Genomic DNA, 16,243 nt, shown 5'->3' on the forward strand with positions numbered 1-16,243 from the left:
CCGGGATCACCTGCAGTTTTTTTCCGCCAGATCCGCGCCCTGTCGCAGGTTCGCAAGCTTCTTCCAGGTCACACCCGGATCGATCTTGCCATAGCCGGCAAAGGTGCCAAAACCGCAATCGGTACTGGCAATAACCCTGTCCACGCCAACAATGTCGATGAACCGGGCAAGCCGCTGGGCAATCAATTCAGGATGTTCGACATAGTTTGAACAGGTGTCGATCACACCGGGAGCAAGAATTTTGTCATCGGGGATCCGGGCGTCTCGCCACACGGTCCATTCATGCTCATGACAAGGGTTGGCGCTTTCGAACAGAATGGTACTTGGCCGCGCTGCCAGAACAATATCGATAACCTTCTCCAACGGAATATCGTGGTCGTGCGGCCCTTCATAATTGCCCCAGCACAGATGCATGCGCATCCGATCCCGGGGAAGTCCCTCTGTGGCCGCATTCAGCGCCTCGACATTTGCGGCAGCAATCTTCAGGAATTCAGTTTCGGATGCATCCTGATACCCGGTATGCGACGACATTGCGAGGTCGGGACAATCAAACTGGATGTCAAAACCGGCATCAAGGATCGCTTCATATTCCGGCCGCATGGCCGCGACAAGTGCGCTCAGATACGCCTCATGATCTGGATAATAGCGATTGACTTGAAAGGCCGTGATCAATCCGGGCGATGCGGCATTCATGAAAGCCCTGGTGCCAGCGCCCTCTTCCTCGAGTGCTGCCTTGTACCGGCGAATATCATCAAGCGCCGGCTGAAGATTAACAAGTGTGACCTCGTCAATACATGATGCGCGTGTGAATTCCTGACTTCCCATAACAGCGCTGAGTTTTCTGGCAAGATCGGGATGCGCTGCCAGATCCTTTGCCGGCCTGCGTTCAATGTGACCACCAAAGCCGCTTAGCCGTTCCTGCATATAGGTTGAATATCCGACCTTGCCCAACTCGCCGTCAGAGACGATGGTGACACCTGCCTGACGCTGCAGACGCACCGCTTCATTGATGGCGACCTGAACCGTGGTCTCGAACTGGGCGCTGTCATAGGCTTCACCCTTGTCCTTCGCCAACAGGAGGGCCGAAAGATCATCCCCGCGGGGAAGGCTGCCAACATGGGTGGTTTCAATTGTCATGATGTCTTCTCACAAAAAGGGACTTAACAGGTCATTTGATTGTCAGATATCCACGCCGTTCTGAAAACAGCCACTGGCCGCTTTCAAGGCGGAACCGGTCAGAAGACCCGCCAATCAAAGGCGTCTCGCGGCTATGGGACGCGATCTCATCCTCCGCGTTGGGTGTTGCCGGAAACAATTGAATCGTACAACGCGACGTCGCCTCAATCAACGACAGGGCTGTGACCATGATGTTGGTCACAATATGGACCGTCTTGCCTGACTTTCGGGCAAGAAAGCTCTGCAGAATGTCACTGCGGCCGTGGATGATATCATCAGGCGCCGACGGACGGGTGAAGGTGGCGTCTTCGGTGAATGTCGCGGCAAGGCCATGCCAGTCGCCAAGATCATTGAGGTACGAATAACGAAGGATCAGCTGCATGCATTCATGCTGGATCAATGCCGTTTCAACGCGTTCCATTGCTTTCCACCATATTGTCAGAGCGTCATTCACGTTCTGATTAGCAAGTACAACGCGATGTCCGGAAACACAACAGGAAGACCGGGGCGAACGGCTCCCACGAACCAGAGAGCAGCCTTTGGCAGATCCATCTTCCGGTGCCACCGCGGCCTGACCGGCTGCGACGCCGGCAAGCATGGCACGTCGTGACATGCGGGCCCTTGGCTGTGGGTGGGGTCAGCTTTGATCAGCTGTCGGGATGGTCTCGTTCGAATACCATCGTCGCGCTGTCAGACGCCTCTGCGACATATTGATAGCCCCCGACCGAAAACGACTTCAGGTCGGCCGGATCTGTCAGCCGGTTCTGAACAATGTGCCTAGCCATGGCACCGCGCGCCTTCTTCGCAAAGAAGCTGACAATCCTGGATTTACCATCCTTGATTTCCTTGAAGACAGGCGTAATGACCGGGATTTCCAGAACATCACGGTCAACCGCCGCGAAATATTCCTGGCTTGCGCAATTTACCAGCGCCTGTGATCCGACAGCTGCTGCCTGGGCGTTCAGCGCCTCGGCAAGCCGCCCTCCCCAATATTCATAGAGCGATGCCCCCTTCTCGGTCTTCAGCCTGCTGCCCATTTCGAGCCGGTAGGGCTCGATGGCATCCATCGGCCGCAACACGCCGTAAAGACCGGAAAGAATCCGCAAATGATTCTGTGCCCACGCCATTTCATCGTCATCCAGCGTAGGTGCCTCCAGGCCCTGATAGGTGTCACCTGCGAAGGCCAGCGCCGCAGCCTTCACCGGCTGTGTTCCAAAAGCAGCAAACCTCTCCGCATTGAGCGCCGCAAGCGCCGGGCTGATCGACATCAATGACCGCAAATCATCATGGGTAAGGTCACGGGCCACACCTGCCAGCGTTTCGGCATCAGCGGCAAAGGCAGGTGCCGTGACCGGAGATCGGTCATCCGGGTTCATATCCAGCTTTTTGGCGGGTGAAATAACAACCAGCATAAACATCTCCCCACGTCCGCAGTCTACCCCATAGGTAATACAGTCACGCCACAACATCCAGAGGGGAGCTGGCAAAGGGACGGTGGTTTGGCCGGATTTTCAATGTAACGGGGGCAGGAATACCACACGGTGGACAGGAATCAGAACGGCAGGGAACGCGCACCCCATTCGGCCAGGCCTTAACCCTGACTTAAATTTACTCTCGCAGCTGTGAAATGGCGGGCGGTTCGTGCGTGTTACGCTGTCATCCGAAAATCTGAACAAAATGAACAGAAATCCCACCGGATGTGGGGTTCGGGGGACGGACGAGATGGCGGACAAACAGATGAACAAACAGACAGACAGCACGGGAAACAGCAAGCCGGAGCCGAGGCAGGATCCGGACCCGCGGGCATGGGGCAAAACCAAGCATACGCTTGGCGACAGCAATATTCGGCCCCTCGGCCTCGATATTCACAATCCGGTCTTTCTGATCTCCAGCGTGGTCATTGCCGCTTTTGTGCTGATTGCGCTTGCCAATCAGGATGCGACAGCGGCCTTTTTCGGCTGGCTGCGCCCGTGGCTGACCAGTACCTTTGACTGGTTCCTTGTCCTGTCTGTCGACGCCATAACCCTGTTCTGCCTTGTCCTGATCTTTCACCCTGTTGGCAAGGTCAGGATCGGCGGCAAGGATGCCAAGCCCGATTATTCCTACACCGGTTGGATCGCGATTATGTTTGCCGCCGGCATTGGCATCGGTCTGCTGTTCTTCGGTGTTCTGGAACCTGTTTATTACAATTTCTCGGAAGGCGGCGCGGCACGCCCCCTTGACATCGACATTACCGAGAATGAATATATCGGCGTGGTGGGCACAATACATCACTGGGGACTGGAAGGATGGGCTGTCTATGCCGCCGTTGGCCTGTCACTGGGAATCTTCAGCTATAACCTTGGCTATCCGTTGACGCTGCGGTCCGCCTTTGTGCCACTGCTTGGCGAACGCGTCTGGGGCGCCTGGGGACACGCCATTGATACAGCCGCTGTCTTTGCCACCCTGTTTGGCCTGACCACATCACTCGGCCTTGGTGCCGGCCAGGTTGCTGCCGGCCTCAACGAGATCTTCGGCATCGCGCCAAGCCCGACTGTGACTGTACTGCTGATCATCGGTATTACGGCGATTGCGCTTGGATCGGTGATGCTTGGCATGGATGCCGGGGTCAAACGCCTGTCCGAGATCAATATGATCATGGCTGTATGCCTGTTCATCTTTGTCATTCTGGCCACCGGCTTTGTTGCCGCGATTGGCAGATATGTCACCGTAATGGTGGATTACGTCGCGTTGCTGCCAGCCCTCTCCAACCCGTTCGGACGCGAGGACACCAGCTATTTCCATGGCTGGACAACATTCTACTGGGCCTGGTGGATTGCATGGTCGCCCTTTGTCGGCATGTTCATTGCGCGTATTTCCAAGGGCAGGACTGTGCGCGAGTTTGTGCTGTGTGCGCTGATTGCACCGACACTTGTCTGCGCGCTGTGGATGTCAACATTCGGTGGTGCCGCCATCGACATGCTGAATGCCGGTGGCGCGGAAGGGGTCAAGGCGACGGTCATTGATGCCTACAAGCCCGAAGGCGCACTGTTTGGATTGTTGAAAGAACTACCGTTATACGGTGTTGTCGCGCCGATCGCGCTGGTGCTGATTGTGATCTTCTTCGTGACGTCGTCTGATTCCGGGTCGCTTGTCATCGACACCATTACTGCCGGCGGTAAGATGGACGCGCCGGTCGTTCAGCGTGTTTTCTGGTGCACCCTTGAAGGGCTGGTCGCCATTGCCCTGCTTCTTGGCGGCGGCCTGAACGCGCTGCAGGGGGCAGCGGTGTCAACCGGCATTCCCTTTACCATAGTGATTCTTGTGATGTGCTATTGCCTCTGGCTGGCCCTGAAACGAGAACGCTCGAAACTGTAGCGTCCCTTCCCCCGCGCCACTTTTGTTTTCCAAACACCTGTCCAGTGCCCGGTCGTTGCGGCGCTGGACGGACTCCATCTCAACTTTACTGTTTTCCCGGAACGGTCTGTGCGTCATTATCCACGTCCGGGTCGTGAGTGCCCGCCCACCGGATGATGCAAAGCCGGTAATGACACCCTGCGGAGCTGTATTATGCGCCTGATATTCCTGATCCTGGCTCTCTCCATGCTTGCCGCACCTGCGTCGGCGCATAAATGCATCCTTGGTGGCAGCACCGCCACAGACATACAGATCTACAACAGCTGTAAGGCTGACCTTGCGACCGGGGTGGCCGGTCACCGGAATGACGGCAGCGACGATAATGACCAGGCAGCCGCGCTGTTGCGACTGGAAGCAGAAAACGAGTCATTGAGGGCAAGACTGGCAGCTGTCAAACGACATCTGCTCGATATTCTGGCAGGCCTGTAACCCCCGCCCCACCAACAGGTCCAAGCCACATGCTCACCTTCGCCGCCGCGGTCTTTCTGCTGATCATCACACCTGGTCCGGGCGTTCTGTCGACAGCCGGTGTTGGCGCGGCACATGGATGGCGCCAGGGATTGTTCTATGTTGGCGGCCTGTGTGCCGGCACCAACCTTGTCAGTTTTGCGGTGATTTCCGGGCTTGCCGCGATAATATTGGCAGAACCTGTCGTACGCACGGTGCTGATGTTTGCCTCTGCAGGCTATCTTGGCTATCTGGCACTGCGGATTGCACTGGCAGGTGCCAGAATAACCTTTATCCAGACAACGGCCCCTGGCTTTCTTGCCGGATTGACACTGCAATTCATCAATCCGAAAGCCTATGCGGTGAACACAACCCTGTTCAGTGGCTTTGCCTTCTATCCGCAGAGTTTTGCCATTGAAACCGGGCTGAAACTGCTGATCGTGAATGTCATCTGGCTGCCGCTGCACCTGCTATGGCTTTATGCGGGAGTCAGGCTCAACAGTCTCAATCTGCAACCGGGAACACAAAGGCTGATCAATCTTGGTATGGCGCTATGCCTGATCGGCGTGGTGATATTGTCGGTATGGTCGGTCCTGCAACTGCCGGTTGCAACGACGCCCTGACCATCTTGCCAGTGTCGAAGGCAGAAAATGATCAGCCCTTTGCCGCCAGCGTCTTTTTCGGATCATAGAACGGCTTGGGAACAATCCGGCATCCGCGGGATTGACCGCCCATGTCGATGACAGCCTCTGTCCCGACCTGTGCGTGCCCGGCCGCCACAAGGCCGAGCGCAATGTTCTTTTCAAGACGCGGCGAATAGACCGCCGATGTGACATAGCCGATATTGGTGCCATCGAGATTTACAGGCCAGAACTCGTCATTCGAACCGGCGATTGGCGGCCCGTCGAATTCAAGCCCGACCTGATACTGGCTGACACCCTCCGCCCTGAGCCTGGTCAACGCGGCCTTGCTGACAAAATCGGCCTCCATGTCAAGATCGACAAGCCTGTCCATGCCAAGTTCGAAGGGATTGTTCCGCAGGGTCATATCAGCATGATAGGACAGCATCGCTGCTTCAATCCGGCGGATACTGGACGTATGGCCGGGATGCAGCCCCATCGGGCCGCCTGTTTCCATCAGATAGTCCCACAGCCTGTCGCCATGCGCGCCGTCGCGAAGGAAGATTTCATATCCAAGCTCACTCGACCATCCTGTGCGTGAAATGATCAACGGCACGCCATCCCAGTCATATTCCATGAACCGGTAATATTTCAGTTCGGCCGGCGCGTCGCCAAATGCCGCCTGCAGGATATCGCGTGATTTGGGCCCCTGAAGTTGCAGTGGTGACACGTCGGGCTCGCACACCTGAACATCCATGCCGGCTGTCGCGGCAACGCCTTTTGCCCAGAGCAGCACATCACTGTCACCAATTGACAGCCAAAAATGGTTCTCGCCAAGTTTCAGCAGGATCGGGTCATTGATGATGCCGCCATCCTGATCCGTGATCAGCACATATTTACATTGCCCGACCTCGCAGGTTGAAAGATCGCGGCAGCACAGGAACTGGGTGAATCTTGCCGCATCCGGTCCGGTGATTTCGACCTGACGTTCCACCGCCACATCACAAAGAATGGCGTCATTGACCAGGTTCCAGAAATTCTGCACCGGATCCCCGAAGTCGCGCGGGATATACATGTGATTATAGACCGAAAACCCCTGCGCGCCCCACCGCAATGCTGCATCGGAATAGGGTGATTTGCGCACCTGCGTGCCAAAGCTGAATTTCTGGAATGTGCGATCGCTGCCTGGCTGGGAAGATGTCATGATATTTGTCCGGTAGGGGGAAAGCCCGCCTTGTAGACCAGAATTGACGCCGTCCACAACCATTTAACGGGCAAATCTGGATCGGTCATGCCAGGGCGGCGATGCCCTCCAGTACCGGCACTGCCAGCCCCATCATCCCGCCATATCGCCAGACAGCCGCGCGCCAGCAGCGATTGTTGGCGGTGCGGCGTTCAGACTGTCACGCGCAAAGCCGGCCGCAGCCTTGTATTTGGCCATGAAATCCTGTCTCTCGGCAGCCGGGATGACATCATCAATATGGTCGAACGCGCCGCCACACCGGTCATTCACCATGTTCAGCAAGCCAAAGGGCCCTGCCCCCCTGTTCCTGAGGACAATTTCAGAAACAGGCTGACACAGCTCTGCATCAAACGCGGCAAGTGCCGCGGCACCAACACCATGTTCCAGGAACCTGGCACCAAGCACCCGCGCATCGATGATCGCCTGACTGGCCCCGTTGGATCCTGTCGGATACATCGGATGCGCAGCATCACCCATCAGGGCGACGGGACCGTCAACCCATGTTGCCACCGGATCACGATCGATCATCGGATTCTCATATGCCGCATCAGCCCCACGAATCAATGCCGGCACATCTATCCAGTCATAGGTCCAACCCTCAAAATGATGAATGAAATCATCAAGTTCGACACGGCTGAACCAGCCTGTTGTTTCCCGTGCCGATGGATCATCATATGTGACCTCGGCAATCCAGTTGATCAGCGCGAGCCCTGTTTCCGGATCAGGGTGCGAAATTGGATAGATCACCATGCGCTGGCGATGCGTTCCAAGACCGATAAATGACGACCCGGTGCGGATCGGCTTGGCAAGCGATGTGCCCCGCCACATCACAGCCCCGCCCCAGTGGATGGGGGGCTGGTCCGGATGCATCTGCGCGCGAATGGCCGAATGAATACCGTCAGCGCCAATCAAGACTTTACAGCCAATCTGTGCGGCACCGTTCGGCGTCTCCAGATGGGCCGTTACAATCCCGTCATCTGCGGTGTTGTAGCCTGTGACCCGACACCCAAGTCTGATGGCATCATCACCAGCAAGCCGGCGGAACCGTTCATACAACGCCATGTGAAAAGCACCGCGATGCGCCGCATATTGGGGCCAGTTATACCCGGCAAGACGGCCCCGGCTTTCAGCATAGATTTCCTGACCATTCATGCCGACAAGCGCCCATTCACGGGCCGGCACACCAAATTCGTCAAGATCGGCCTCGGTAAAGCCAAGCTCCATCAACTCGCGAACGGCATTGGGCTGCAGGTTGATGCCAACGCCAAGAGGCTTCATCTCGCGGACCTGTTCAATGACAAGGCAGCGAACGCCAATCTGATGCAGCGTCAGCGCCAGCGCCAGCCCGCCAATACCGCCTCCGGCAATGACTACCGGCACATCCTGGGACTTGCGGATTTCCATATCACCCACCCCGATCTAGAGGTTTGAGCCACGGATGGCCTCAATGACAGCGTCGGTCACCTCGCGTGTCGTGGCACTGCCTCCAACATCCGGTGTCATAATGCCGGCCGCACAGACAGTCTCGACAGCCTTCATCAGCCGCTGCGCCGGCGCGGCGCGGCCCAGATGTTCCAGCATCTGACAGGCTGTCCAGAAGGTGGCAACAGGATTCGCAATACCCTTGCCGGTAATGTCGAAGGCGGATCCATGAATGGGTTCAAACATTGAAGGAAAGCGCCGCTCAGGGTCGATATTGGCAGTTGGCGCCACTCCCAGACTACCGGCAAGAGCGCCGGCAAGGTCCGACAGGATATCGGCATGAAGGTTGGTGGCGACAATGGTGTCAAGGCTGGCCGGGTCGAGGGTCATTCGCACTGTCATCGCATCAACCAGCATCTTGTCCCAGATCACATCCGGAAATTCAGCGGCCACCTCAGCAGCGATTTCATCCCACATTACCATGCCGTGACGCTGGGCATTGGACTTTGTGACAACGGTCAGCAGCTTGCGTTGACGCGATTGTGCAAGGGAAAACGCATAGCGCATGATCCGGCTGACGCCGACCCGGGTGAAAATGGCGGTTTCGGTTGCCACCTCTTCGGGAAGACCGCGATGGGCCCGACCACCATGCCCAGCATATTCACCTTCCGAATTCTCCCGTACGATGACCCAGTCGAGATCACCCGGCCCGCGATCGCGAAGAGGTGCCGAAATGCCTGGCAGGATCCGCGTAGGCCGCACATTCGCATACTGGTCGAATCCCTGACAGATTGGCAGTCGCAGTCCCCACAGGGTGATGTGATCGGGTACATCCGGCGCACCAACGGCACCAAAGAAGATGGCATCATGACCTTTCAGCTGGTCCAGCCCGTCTTCCGGCATCATCCGGCCATGCGCCTTGTAATAGTCCGAGCCCCAATCATAGGTGACAAAATTGAAGGCGAACTCCCCATCCTTGGCTGCCAGCGCATCAAGGACGGCTACCCCGGCCTCGATGACCTCAGGACCAATGCCATCTGCCGGAATGGTTGCAATGTTGAACGTTTCCACAATCAGATCCTGTCTCTATGAAATTGCTAATATGTGTTGACTGGCGGTTGCCGGAATACAACTCTTGACGAGGCGTGACGGTGCGCACGGTGCCGCAGGACAAGTCCGATGTCCAGATAGCCCTTTGCCACACGGCCTCGCTATACCACCTTTGCCGGTATATTCAACCGGTACCGATTGACCACACAGGATATCCCATGCTGCCAACACCGAATCTTCGCCATGTAGCCGATTTCGAAGTCAATCTCAGCCCGATCACCGAGTTGGGTCAGGGCCGAGGCGGCAAACGTCGTATCATTCCCATTATCGGTGGACGGGTCAGCGGCCCCGGTTTCAATGGTGAGATTCTGAATGTCGGGGCTGACTGGCAGACAGTTTTCGACAGTGGGCTTGCCGAACTGGACACGCGCTATGCCTTCAGAACCGATGATGGTGCGGTTATCGAAATATGCAATTTCGGGTTTCGGCACGGCCCCGCCGAGGTCATGCAAAAGGTTGCCGCCGGCGAAACCGTCGATCCGTCATCCTATTACATGCGCACGCATGCACGACTCGAAACCGGACATCCCGACTATCAATGGGTCAACAGCACATTGTTTGTTGGCGTAGGCGCAAGACTAAAGTCAAATGTCATGATATCCCTTTATGCAATTGATTAATATAATAAAAAAATCATAATTCACTGCTATACCATCGAGTTGGCCAGCGCGACCCTTCGGGACAGCGCGCTGACAGACCTTCATGATAGACCGTAACGCCGACCCAACCCAGATTGACCGGACAGACCGGCAATCCTATCATTTGCCCTGTTCATTCCCGTGCGGCGGATCTTTACCATGCAATTTCACATAAACGGGTTTCGGGCCGGCAATCCCGAAATCCATCCGGATCAATCAACAAGACGCCCCGGATCACCTCTGCCTGACAGAACAGACGTACTGATCGTTGGCAGCGGACCGGCCGGACTTACCCTCGCCGCACAGCTTGCCAGATTTGCCGATATCAGCACGGTGCTGATCGAACAGAAATCCGGCCCGATGGAAAAGGGCCAGGCTGACGGCGTTTCCTGCCGGTCAATGGAGATGTTCCAGGCTTTCGGATTCGCCCACCGGGTATGCAACGAGGCCTATTGGGTCAATGAGACGACCTTCTGGAAGCCTGATCCGGAGAACCCCCAGAACATCATTCGTACCGGACGTATCCAGGACGTCGAGGATGGTCTGTCGGAAATGCCCCATGTTATTCTCAATCAGGCGCGCGTGCATGACATGTATCTCGACAGCATGCGCCGCGCCCCGACACGGCTCGAACCGGATTACGGATGTCGTGTGGCCGGCCTTGTGATTGACGATGATCCCACACATCCGGTCAAGATCGACATTGAACAGACACGCGATGGCGGCGAACCGGTGCAGACATCGATGCGGGCCCGCTACGTCGTCGGCTGTGACGGGGCACGGAGCGGTGTCAGAAATGCCATCGGCCTGCAACTGAAGGGCGATTCGGCGAACAAGGCATGGGGTGTCATGGATGTGCTGGCCGTCACAAGTTTCCCCGATATCAGGCAAAAAACCCTGATCCAGTCGGGAAGTGGCGGCACTCTGCTGATTATCCCGCGTGAAGGCGGTTATCTAGCGCGGATCTATGTCGAGATGGAAACCCTTGCCGAGGGCGAACGTGTGCGCAACCGGAACATTTCCAAGGATGACCTGATCAACGCCGCCCGCGATATCTTCCACCCCTACACGTTCGAAGTGAAGGACACCGTGTGGTGGTCGGTCTATGAAATCGGCCAGCGGCTGACAGACAGGTTCGACAATCTTGACGCCGCCGCGCAGGATGATGGCCATCCGCGTGTCTTCATTGCCGGCGATGCCTGCCATACCCACAGCCCGAAAGCTGGCCAGGGCATGAATGTCTCGATGGGGGACAGCTTCAATCTTGGCTGGAAGCTGGTATCGGTTCTTCAGGGACGCTGCGAGCCCGGCCTGCTGCGTAGCTATTCCGCCGAGCGTCAGGATGTGGCACAGGCGCTGATCGATTTCGATCAGGAATGGGCACGTGTCATCAGCCAGCGCGATCAGGATGGTGATGACAGCGACGCACCAACCTTCCAGAAATATTTCATTGAACATGGGCGCTACACCGCCGGTGTGTCGGTCCGTTACAAACCTTCGTTCCTGACAGGTGAAGCAACATGGCAGGCGCGCGCGCCCGGCTTTGAAATTGGCATGCGCTTTCATTCCGCACCGGTCATCCGCCTTGCCGACGGGAAGCCGATGTCGCTTGGTCATGTCATCAAAGCCGATGCGCGATGGCGTCTTTTTGCCTTTGCCGACGCCGCGGCACCGGGGCCGGGTGACAATTTGCTGGCCGGACTCTGCAACTTCCTGTCCGACGATCCTGCCTCACCACTTCGCAAACACACCCCGGCGGGCGCCGATATGGACGCGGTGATCGATGTCCGGGCGGTACTGCAACAGGGCTTTCGTGATGTGAGCATCACCGACCTTCCGGACCTGCTTCGTCCTGCGAAGGGCGATCTGGGTCTGATTGACTATGAAAAGGCCTTCTGCCCGGACATGAAGACCGGACCGGATATTTTCGACATGCGCGGCGTCGATCGGTCAGCTGGATGTGTCGTGATCGTAAGGCCCGACCAGTATGTGGCGCATATCCTGCCACTTGACGCGCATGGCGAGCTGGCCGCCTTTTTCAACGGCATTCTGCTGCCCGTTGGTCAGATGGGCCTTGCGGTTTCAAATTGATCCGATCGGTTAACCTGCCATAGCGTTGAAACCGTTGTGACACCGACCTTGTATGAAATCTCCTGTTGTTTTGCGGTGTCATAACTCGACACCGGGTCGGCCTCCGGTTTGGCCGATCCCGAATGCAAACGGGAGATAAGAATGCCTCGATATTTTTTTCGGTCGCGAGAGATTGCGGTCACGATCATTTGCCTGTTGCTTCTGACAGCGGGGTCTTCGACGGTGACAGTGGCTTCGGACTGGAAGAAGACAACGGAATGCGCAATCAGCAATGATATGCCGGGTTTTCATCGTGACCGGCGCGTATGCTGGTCCCTGACAGAAAAGGGTTCTACCAGCATCTATGCCGAAGACCGAATCTTCGAGTCGGATCGTTACTGGGCCCTTGCCATCGTGCGGCTTGCCGGCCCTTTCACGGTATGGCGAAAAAGCGATCCTGAGACTATTTTCAAGGCGGCAAGCTGGTGGCTTGAGAAACAGGACGCTGAAATGACGCGCGCGCCCGAAAAGACTGTGCCGATCAAATTATGGGTAAATCGGGCCAAGAGCTGGAATCTGACAACAAGGGATTTCGGCGCTGGCTGTTTTGCCTTTGCAAGTACAGGCGGGCCTCCGGACGCTGGCAACAGACAGGCCTATCATTTCGCGGCGATAATCTGTTCCAAGGACAGCGAGGAGATCCCTGTGGACATCCGGGGCGATATCGCCACCGGGTTTTCCGTGACACATAACTTCTACAATCCTCCTTTCCGAAGCGATTGAGATCCGGTTCTGGCATTGCTTTTGCTGGTGGTTGACGAAGATGATGTTCAAAATTGGCGATGTAGCATGGTACAATGCCACATCAGCAGGCACAGAACGCGATTACAGGACGCGATTACAGGACGCGATGATAGGAGGCGATGCGATGAAGGTTGATGACCAACAGGACAGGCTGGTGGCGATCCTTCAGGAAGTATTGAAGGATTTCGACAATTACAGCGCGGCGCGTGTGCGCGGCGACGGCGACATCCAAATCTCGCTTGATCCCGATCTGAAGAAGGCCCGTTCGCGCCGCAGCAATCTTGCCGGTGCCTTCAGCGCCATGATGTCGGATGACCTTGGTCCCAAGCGAAGCTCAACCTGGATCAAATAGGCCCCGTCAAGCAGCGCGGTCAAATAAGCCTTCAGGTCCGGGCAAAAGAAACCCCCACCGGCACAATGCCGGCGGGGGCCTTCGTCACGCTAACGAAACGCGCAGTGACGAAACTGGATCTAACCGGAGGGTTCCTCCAGCCCTGTAGACCGGTAACGTCGAAAAGCGCGGATTGTTTAGTCCGGTATTTTTTCAGCTGTGCCGATGGCGCAGAACGTCGAGCGCATCATCCAGCGACATGTCGGCATCCGCCAGCAGCACCAGCATATGATACAGCAGATCAGCCGCCTCATTGGCGATTTCAGCGCGGTCATCCTTCATCCTGGCCAGGGCAAGCTCCACCCCCTCCTCGCCGACTTTCTGGGCAATCCGTGACGGCCCTTCGGCAAAGAGTGAGGTTGTATAACTTGCCTCTGGCATGTCGGCACGACGCTGGTTGACGAGGTCATCAAGATAGGCAAGGAAGCCGACATTTGCCGGCAGCGTGTCGGTGAAACAGGTCCGCGAACCGGTATGACAGGCCGGCCCCGCTGGCAGTGCCTGAACAAGTATGGTGTCACGGTCGCAATCTATCGCAGCCTCGCAAAAGACAAGATGGTTTCCCGATGTCTCCCCCTTGGTCCACAGGCGCTGTTTCGAGCGGCTGTAGAAGGTAACCCTGCCGGTTTCGACAGTCCGCGCCGCGGCATCCTCGTTCATATATCCAAGCATCAGAACCTGGCCGGTGCGCGCATGCTGAATGATCGCCGGCAGCAAACCGCCACCTTTTTCCCAATCTGCACGCCGCCAATCAGGGGCAGACGTGTTGTCTTTGTCAGTGCTGGTCATGTCACACCCTTACCTCGATACCGCGTGCCTGCAGAAACTGCTTCAGCGACGGTATCGGAATCTGTCCACTATGAAATACCGAGGCCGCAAGTCCGCCATCAATGCCCGTCTGCTCGAACAGATCGGCAAAATGCGCATAATCACCGGCACCGCCGGATGCAATCACCGGAATGGAAACAGCCTCGCGGATCAACGCAAGCTGTTTCAGGTCGTAGCCACGCTTCACGCCGTCATTGTTCATGCAGTTCAGGACAATTTCACCAGCCCCGAGACGCTGTGCCTCACACGCCCATGTCATCGTATCGCGGGTTGAGGAAATGGTTTTGGTTTCATCGCCAGTATATTGATAAACAACGAACTTGTCGTGACCCTCTTCATCCTGCTCAACGCGACTGTCAATGCCGACCACAACACATTGTGTGCCAAAGGATTCGGCAAGTTCAGTGATGAATTCGGGCCTTTCCAGGGCTGGCGAGTTGACCGAAATCTTGTCCGCTCCATCATTGAGGATGGCGCGCGCATCGGCAATCGACCTGATCCCGCCGGCAACACAGAACGGGATGTCGATCCGCCGGGCAACATTGTTGACCCAGCTCTTGTCGACAACCCGCCCGTCACTGCTGGCAGTGATGTCGTAAAAGACAAGTTCATCCACACCTTCATCAGCATATCGTTGCGCCAGTTCCAGAATGTCGCCCATGTCGCGGTGGTTGCGGAACTGCACCCCCTTGACCACACGTCCATCGCGGACATCAAGACAGGCGATGATACGTTTGGTCAGCATGCCTGACCTCCAAGTCGCAACGCGGCACGAAGATCGATCGCCCCTTCATAGATCGCCCGTCCAATGATTACGCCGTCTGTTGACAACCCGTTCAGGTCCTCAATCCCCTTCACGCCGCCTGACGCCTGAAGCTGAATATGCGGAAATGACGCCTTTACAGATTGATAGAGGTCGGTATTCGGCCCCTGCATGGTGCCGTCTCGATCGATATCGGTACACAGTACATGCCGCAGGCCGGCCTCCTCGAACTGTGACAGAAATGCTGCAAGCGTCAAATCGCTTGCCTCCTGCCAACCTGAAACAGCGATCAGAAATTCGTCTTCCGGCCGCACAACATCAGCCGCAAGACAGATGGCCTCGGGTCCGAAATCGCGGATCATCCCGGCCACAAGCTCGGGATTGCCAACCGCCAGCGACCCGATTACCACACGGCTTGCCCCGGCAGCCACCAACGCCTCGACATCTTCGCGGCTGCGAATGCCGCCGCCTGTCTGCACTTTCAGCCCTGATCCGGCGATGATGCCGGCAATCAGGTCGATCTGACGCTGCGCCGGATCCTTGGCGCCATCGAGGTCGACAAGATGAAGCCAGCTTGCGCCCGCCTCGGCATAGGATCTGGCGACAGCGACTGGATCGCTCCCATAGGTCGTCTTCTGTTCAAAATCACCTTTATGGAGGCGGACTACTTCGCCAGCAATCAGGTCAATGGCCGGATAGATGATCATGTCGGGTCACGCCTTTCTGCCAGTCGGCAGAGTGATGAAGTTCCTGAGGATTGCAGCGCCTACCGGTCCCGACCTCTCGGGATGGAATTGCGCCCCCATGAAATTGCCACGCGCCACCAATGCGGTGAAGGCACTTCCATACTCGCATGCTGCAACGGTGTGATCGGAAACCGGGGCCGCAAAGCCGTGGACGAAATAGACATGTGCGCCGGGCGCAACGCCGGCCAGTAGCGGATGCGCCTCGGCCCCCTTATGGGGGATCAGCCGGTTCCAGCCCATATGCGGAACCGTCAGCCCTGATGACGCATCAAGGGCCTCGCAGACTCCGTCAACAACACCAAGCAGCGGCGTGTTACCTTCCTGCGAGCGTTCAAACAACAGCTGCATGCCAAGACAAATGCCCAGAACAGGCTGGGTCAACGCGCGGATACACTCCACAAGTCCGGCGGCTTCGAGTTTGGCCATCGCCACCGGCGCCGCACCGACACCAGGCAGAATGACCCGCTCAGCCGCAGAGATCACCTGCGGGTCGGCAGTGAGTTCAGCATCCACGCCAAGCCGTTCAAGCGCGAATCGCACCGAGGCGATGTTGGCGCCACCACTGTCAATGATTGCGATCATGTCGTCA

Annotated in this window: 17 protein-coding genes; 7 read left to right on the forward strand and 10 right to left on the reverse strand. The window is 56.9% G+C overall.

The genetic code is table 11. From position 1 onward, the window contains the following. Positions 1-6 precede the first annotated feature (6 nt). From AB3X55_03005 to yaaA, 3 genes are all read right to left on the reverse strand, one after another. A complete protein-coding gene (locus tag AB3X55_03005) occupies positions 7-1,137 on the reverse strand; it encodes a cobalamin-independent methionine synthase II family protein (protein ID MEX0502546.1) in 1,131 nt (376 codons plus the stop codon). A gap of 31 nt (positions 1,138-1,168) precedes the next feature. Beyond that, positions 1,169-1,597 carry a nuclear transport factor 2 family protein gene (locus tag AB3X55_03010; GenBank protein ID MEX0502547.1) on the reverse strand — a complete coding sequence of 143 codons (429 nt, stop codon included), beginning with the start codon at positions 1,595-1,597 and terminating at the stop codon, positions 1,169-1,171. A gap of 226 nt (positions 1,598-1,823) precedes the next feature. Further along, on the reverse strand, positions 1,824-2,588 hold the full coding sequence (gene yaaA, locus AB3X55_03015) for a peroxide stress protein YaaA (GenBank protein MEX0502548.1): 765 nt from the start codon (positions 2,586-2,588) through the stop codon (positions 1,824-1,826). A 325-nt stretch (positions 2,589-2,913) separates the two neighbouring features. On the opposite strand from yaaA, the gene AB3X55_03020 reads away from it, so the two are divergent. From AB3X55_03020 to AB3X55_03030, 3 genes are all read left to right on the forward strand, one after another. Beyond that, positions 2,914-4,533, forward strand: coding sequence for a BCCT family transporter (locus AB3X55_03020; GenBank protein MEX0502549.1), 1,620 nt, complete (start codon positions 2,914-2,916; stop codon positions 4,531-4,533). Between the two features lie 192 nt (positions 4,534-4,725). Next, positions 4,726-5,001, forward strand: a complete 276-nt coding sequence (locus AB3X55_03025) for a hypothetical protein (protein ID MEX0502550.1) — start codon at positions 4,726-4,728, stop codon at positions 4,999-5,001. 29 nt (positions 5,002-5,030) lie between these two features. After that, on the forward strand, positions 5,031-5,642 hold the full coding sequence (locus AB3X55_03030; protein MEX0502551.1) for a LysE family translocator: 612 nt from the start codon (positions 5,031-5,033) through the stop codon (positions 5,640-5,642). Between the two features lie 31 nt (positions 5,643-5,673). Here the strand turns inward: AB3X55_03030 and AB3X55_03035 are convergent, their stop codons facing one another. The 3 genes from AB3X55_03035 to AB3X55_03045 form a co-directional block, all read right to left on the reverse strand. After that, the gene (locus tag AB3X55_03035; GenBank protein ID MEX0502552.1) at positions 5,674-6,843 is read right to left on the reverse strand and encodes a glycine cleavage T C-terminal barrel domain-containing protein; all 1,170 of its coding nucleotides are present in this window, start codon (positions 6,841-6,843) and stop codon (positions 5,674-5,676) included. A gap of 132 nt (positions 6,844-6,975) precedes the next feature. Beyond that, a complete protein-coding gene (locus AB3X55_03040; protein MEX0502553.1) occupies positions 6,976-8,286 on the reverse strand; it encodes a flavin-dependent oxidoreductase in 1,311 nt (436 codons plus the stop codon). A gap of 15 nt (positions 8,287-8,301) precedes the next feature. After that, positions 8,302-9,375 carry a tartrate dehydrogenase gene (locus AB3X55_03045; GenBank protein MEX0502554.1) on the reverse strand — a complete coding sequence of 358 codons (1,074 nt, stop codon included), beginning with the start codon at positions 9,373-9,375 and terminating at the stop codon, positions 8,302-8,304. 197 nt (positions 9,376-9,572) lie between these two features. Here AB3X55_03045 and AB3X55_03050 point away from each other — a divergent pair, with 197 nt between their 5' ends. The 4 genes from AB3X55_03050 (at position 9,573) to AB3X55_03065 (ending at position 13,278) form a co-directional block, all read left to right on the forward strand. Continuing rightward, positions 9,573-10,034: a DUF3237 domain-containing protein gene (locus AB3X55_03050; protein MEX0502555.1), complete on the forward strand. Its 462-nt coding sequence runs from the start codon at positions 9,573-9,575 to the stop codon at positions 10,032-10,034. Between the two features lie 177 nt (positions 10,035-10,211). Continuing rightward, positions 10,212-12,143 (forward strand): FAD-binding monooxygenase, encoded by a 1,932-nt coding sequence (locus tag AB3X55_03055; protein MEX0502556.1) that lies wholly within the window; start codon positions 10,212-10,214, stop codon positions 12,141-12,143. Between the two features lie 141 nt (positions 12,144-12,284). Continuing rightward, a complete protein-coding gene (locus AB3X55_03060; GenBank protein MEX0502557.1) occupies positions 12,285-12,905 on the forward strand; it encodes a hypothetical protein in 621 nt (206 codons plus the stop codon). Positions 12,906-13,050: 145 nt separating this feature from the next. Next, complete coding sequence (locus tag AB3X55_03065; protein ID MEX0502558.1) at positions 13,051-13,278, forward strand: hypothetical protein; 228 nt, start codon at positions 13,051-13,053, stop codon at positions 13,276-13,278. 192 nt (positions 13,279-13,470) lie between these two features. On the opposite strand, the gene hisIE is transcribed toward AB3X55_03065, so the two are convergent. From hisIE to hisH, 4 genes are read right to left on the reverse strand one after another with little or no spacing between them, the layout of a single operon-like run. Beyond that, positions 13,471-14,106: a bifunctional phosphoribosyl-AMP cyclohydrolase/phosphoribosyl-ATP diphosphatase HisIE gene (gene hisIE / locus AB3X55_03070; protein MEX0502559.1), complete on the reverse strand. Its 636-nt coding sequence runs from the start codon at positions 14,104-14,106 to the stop codon at positions 13,471-13,473. A 1-nt stretch (position 14,107) separates the two neighbouring features. Then, on the reverse strand, positions 14,108-14,890 hold the full coding sequence (gene hisF, locus AB3X55_03075) for an imidazole glycerol phosphate synthase subunit HisF (GenBank protein ID MEX0502560.1): 783 nt from the start codon (positions 14,888-14,890) through the stop codon (positions 14,108-14,110). Continuing rightward, on the reverse strand, positions 14,884-15,612 hold the full coding sequence (gene hisA / locus AB3X55_03080) for a 1-(5-phosphoribosyl)-5-[(5-phosphoribosylamino)methylideneamino]imidazole-4-carboxamide isomerase (GenBank protein ID MEX0502561.1): 729 nt from the start codon (positions 15,610-15,612) through the stop codon (positions 14,884-14,886). The genes hisF and hisA overlap by 7 nt, the downstream gene beginning before the upstream one ends. Positions 15,613-15,621: 9 nt before the next feature. Next, entirely contained in the window at positions 15,622-16,236 is a 615-nt protein-coding gene (hisH, locus tag AB3X55_03085) for an imidazole glycerol phosphate synthase subunit HisH (GenBank protein ID MEX0502562.1), read from the reverse strand. Between the last annotated feature and the right edge of the window lie 7 nt (positions 16,237-16,243).

Source organism: Alphaproteobacteria bacterium LSUCC0719, assembly GCA_040839025.1.
Classification (GTDB): Bacteria; Pseudomonadota; Alphaproteobacteria; order Puniceispirillales; family Puniceispirillaceae; genus UBA8309.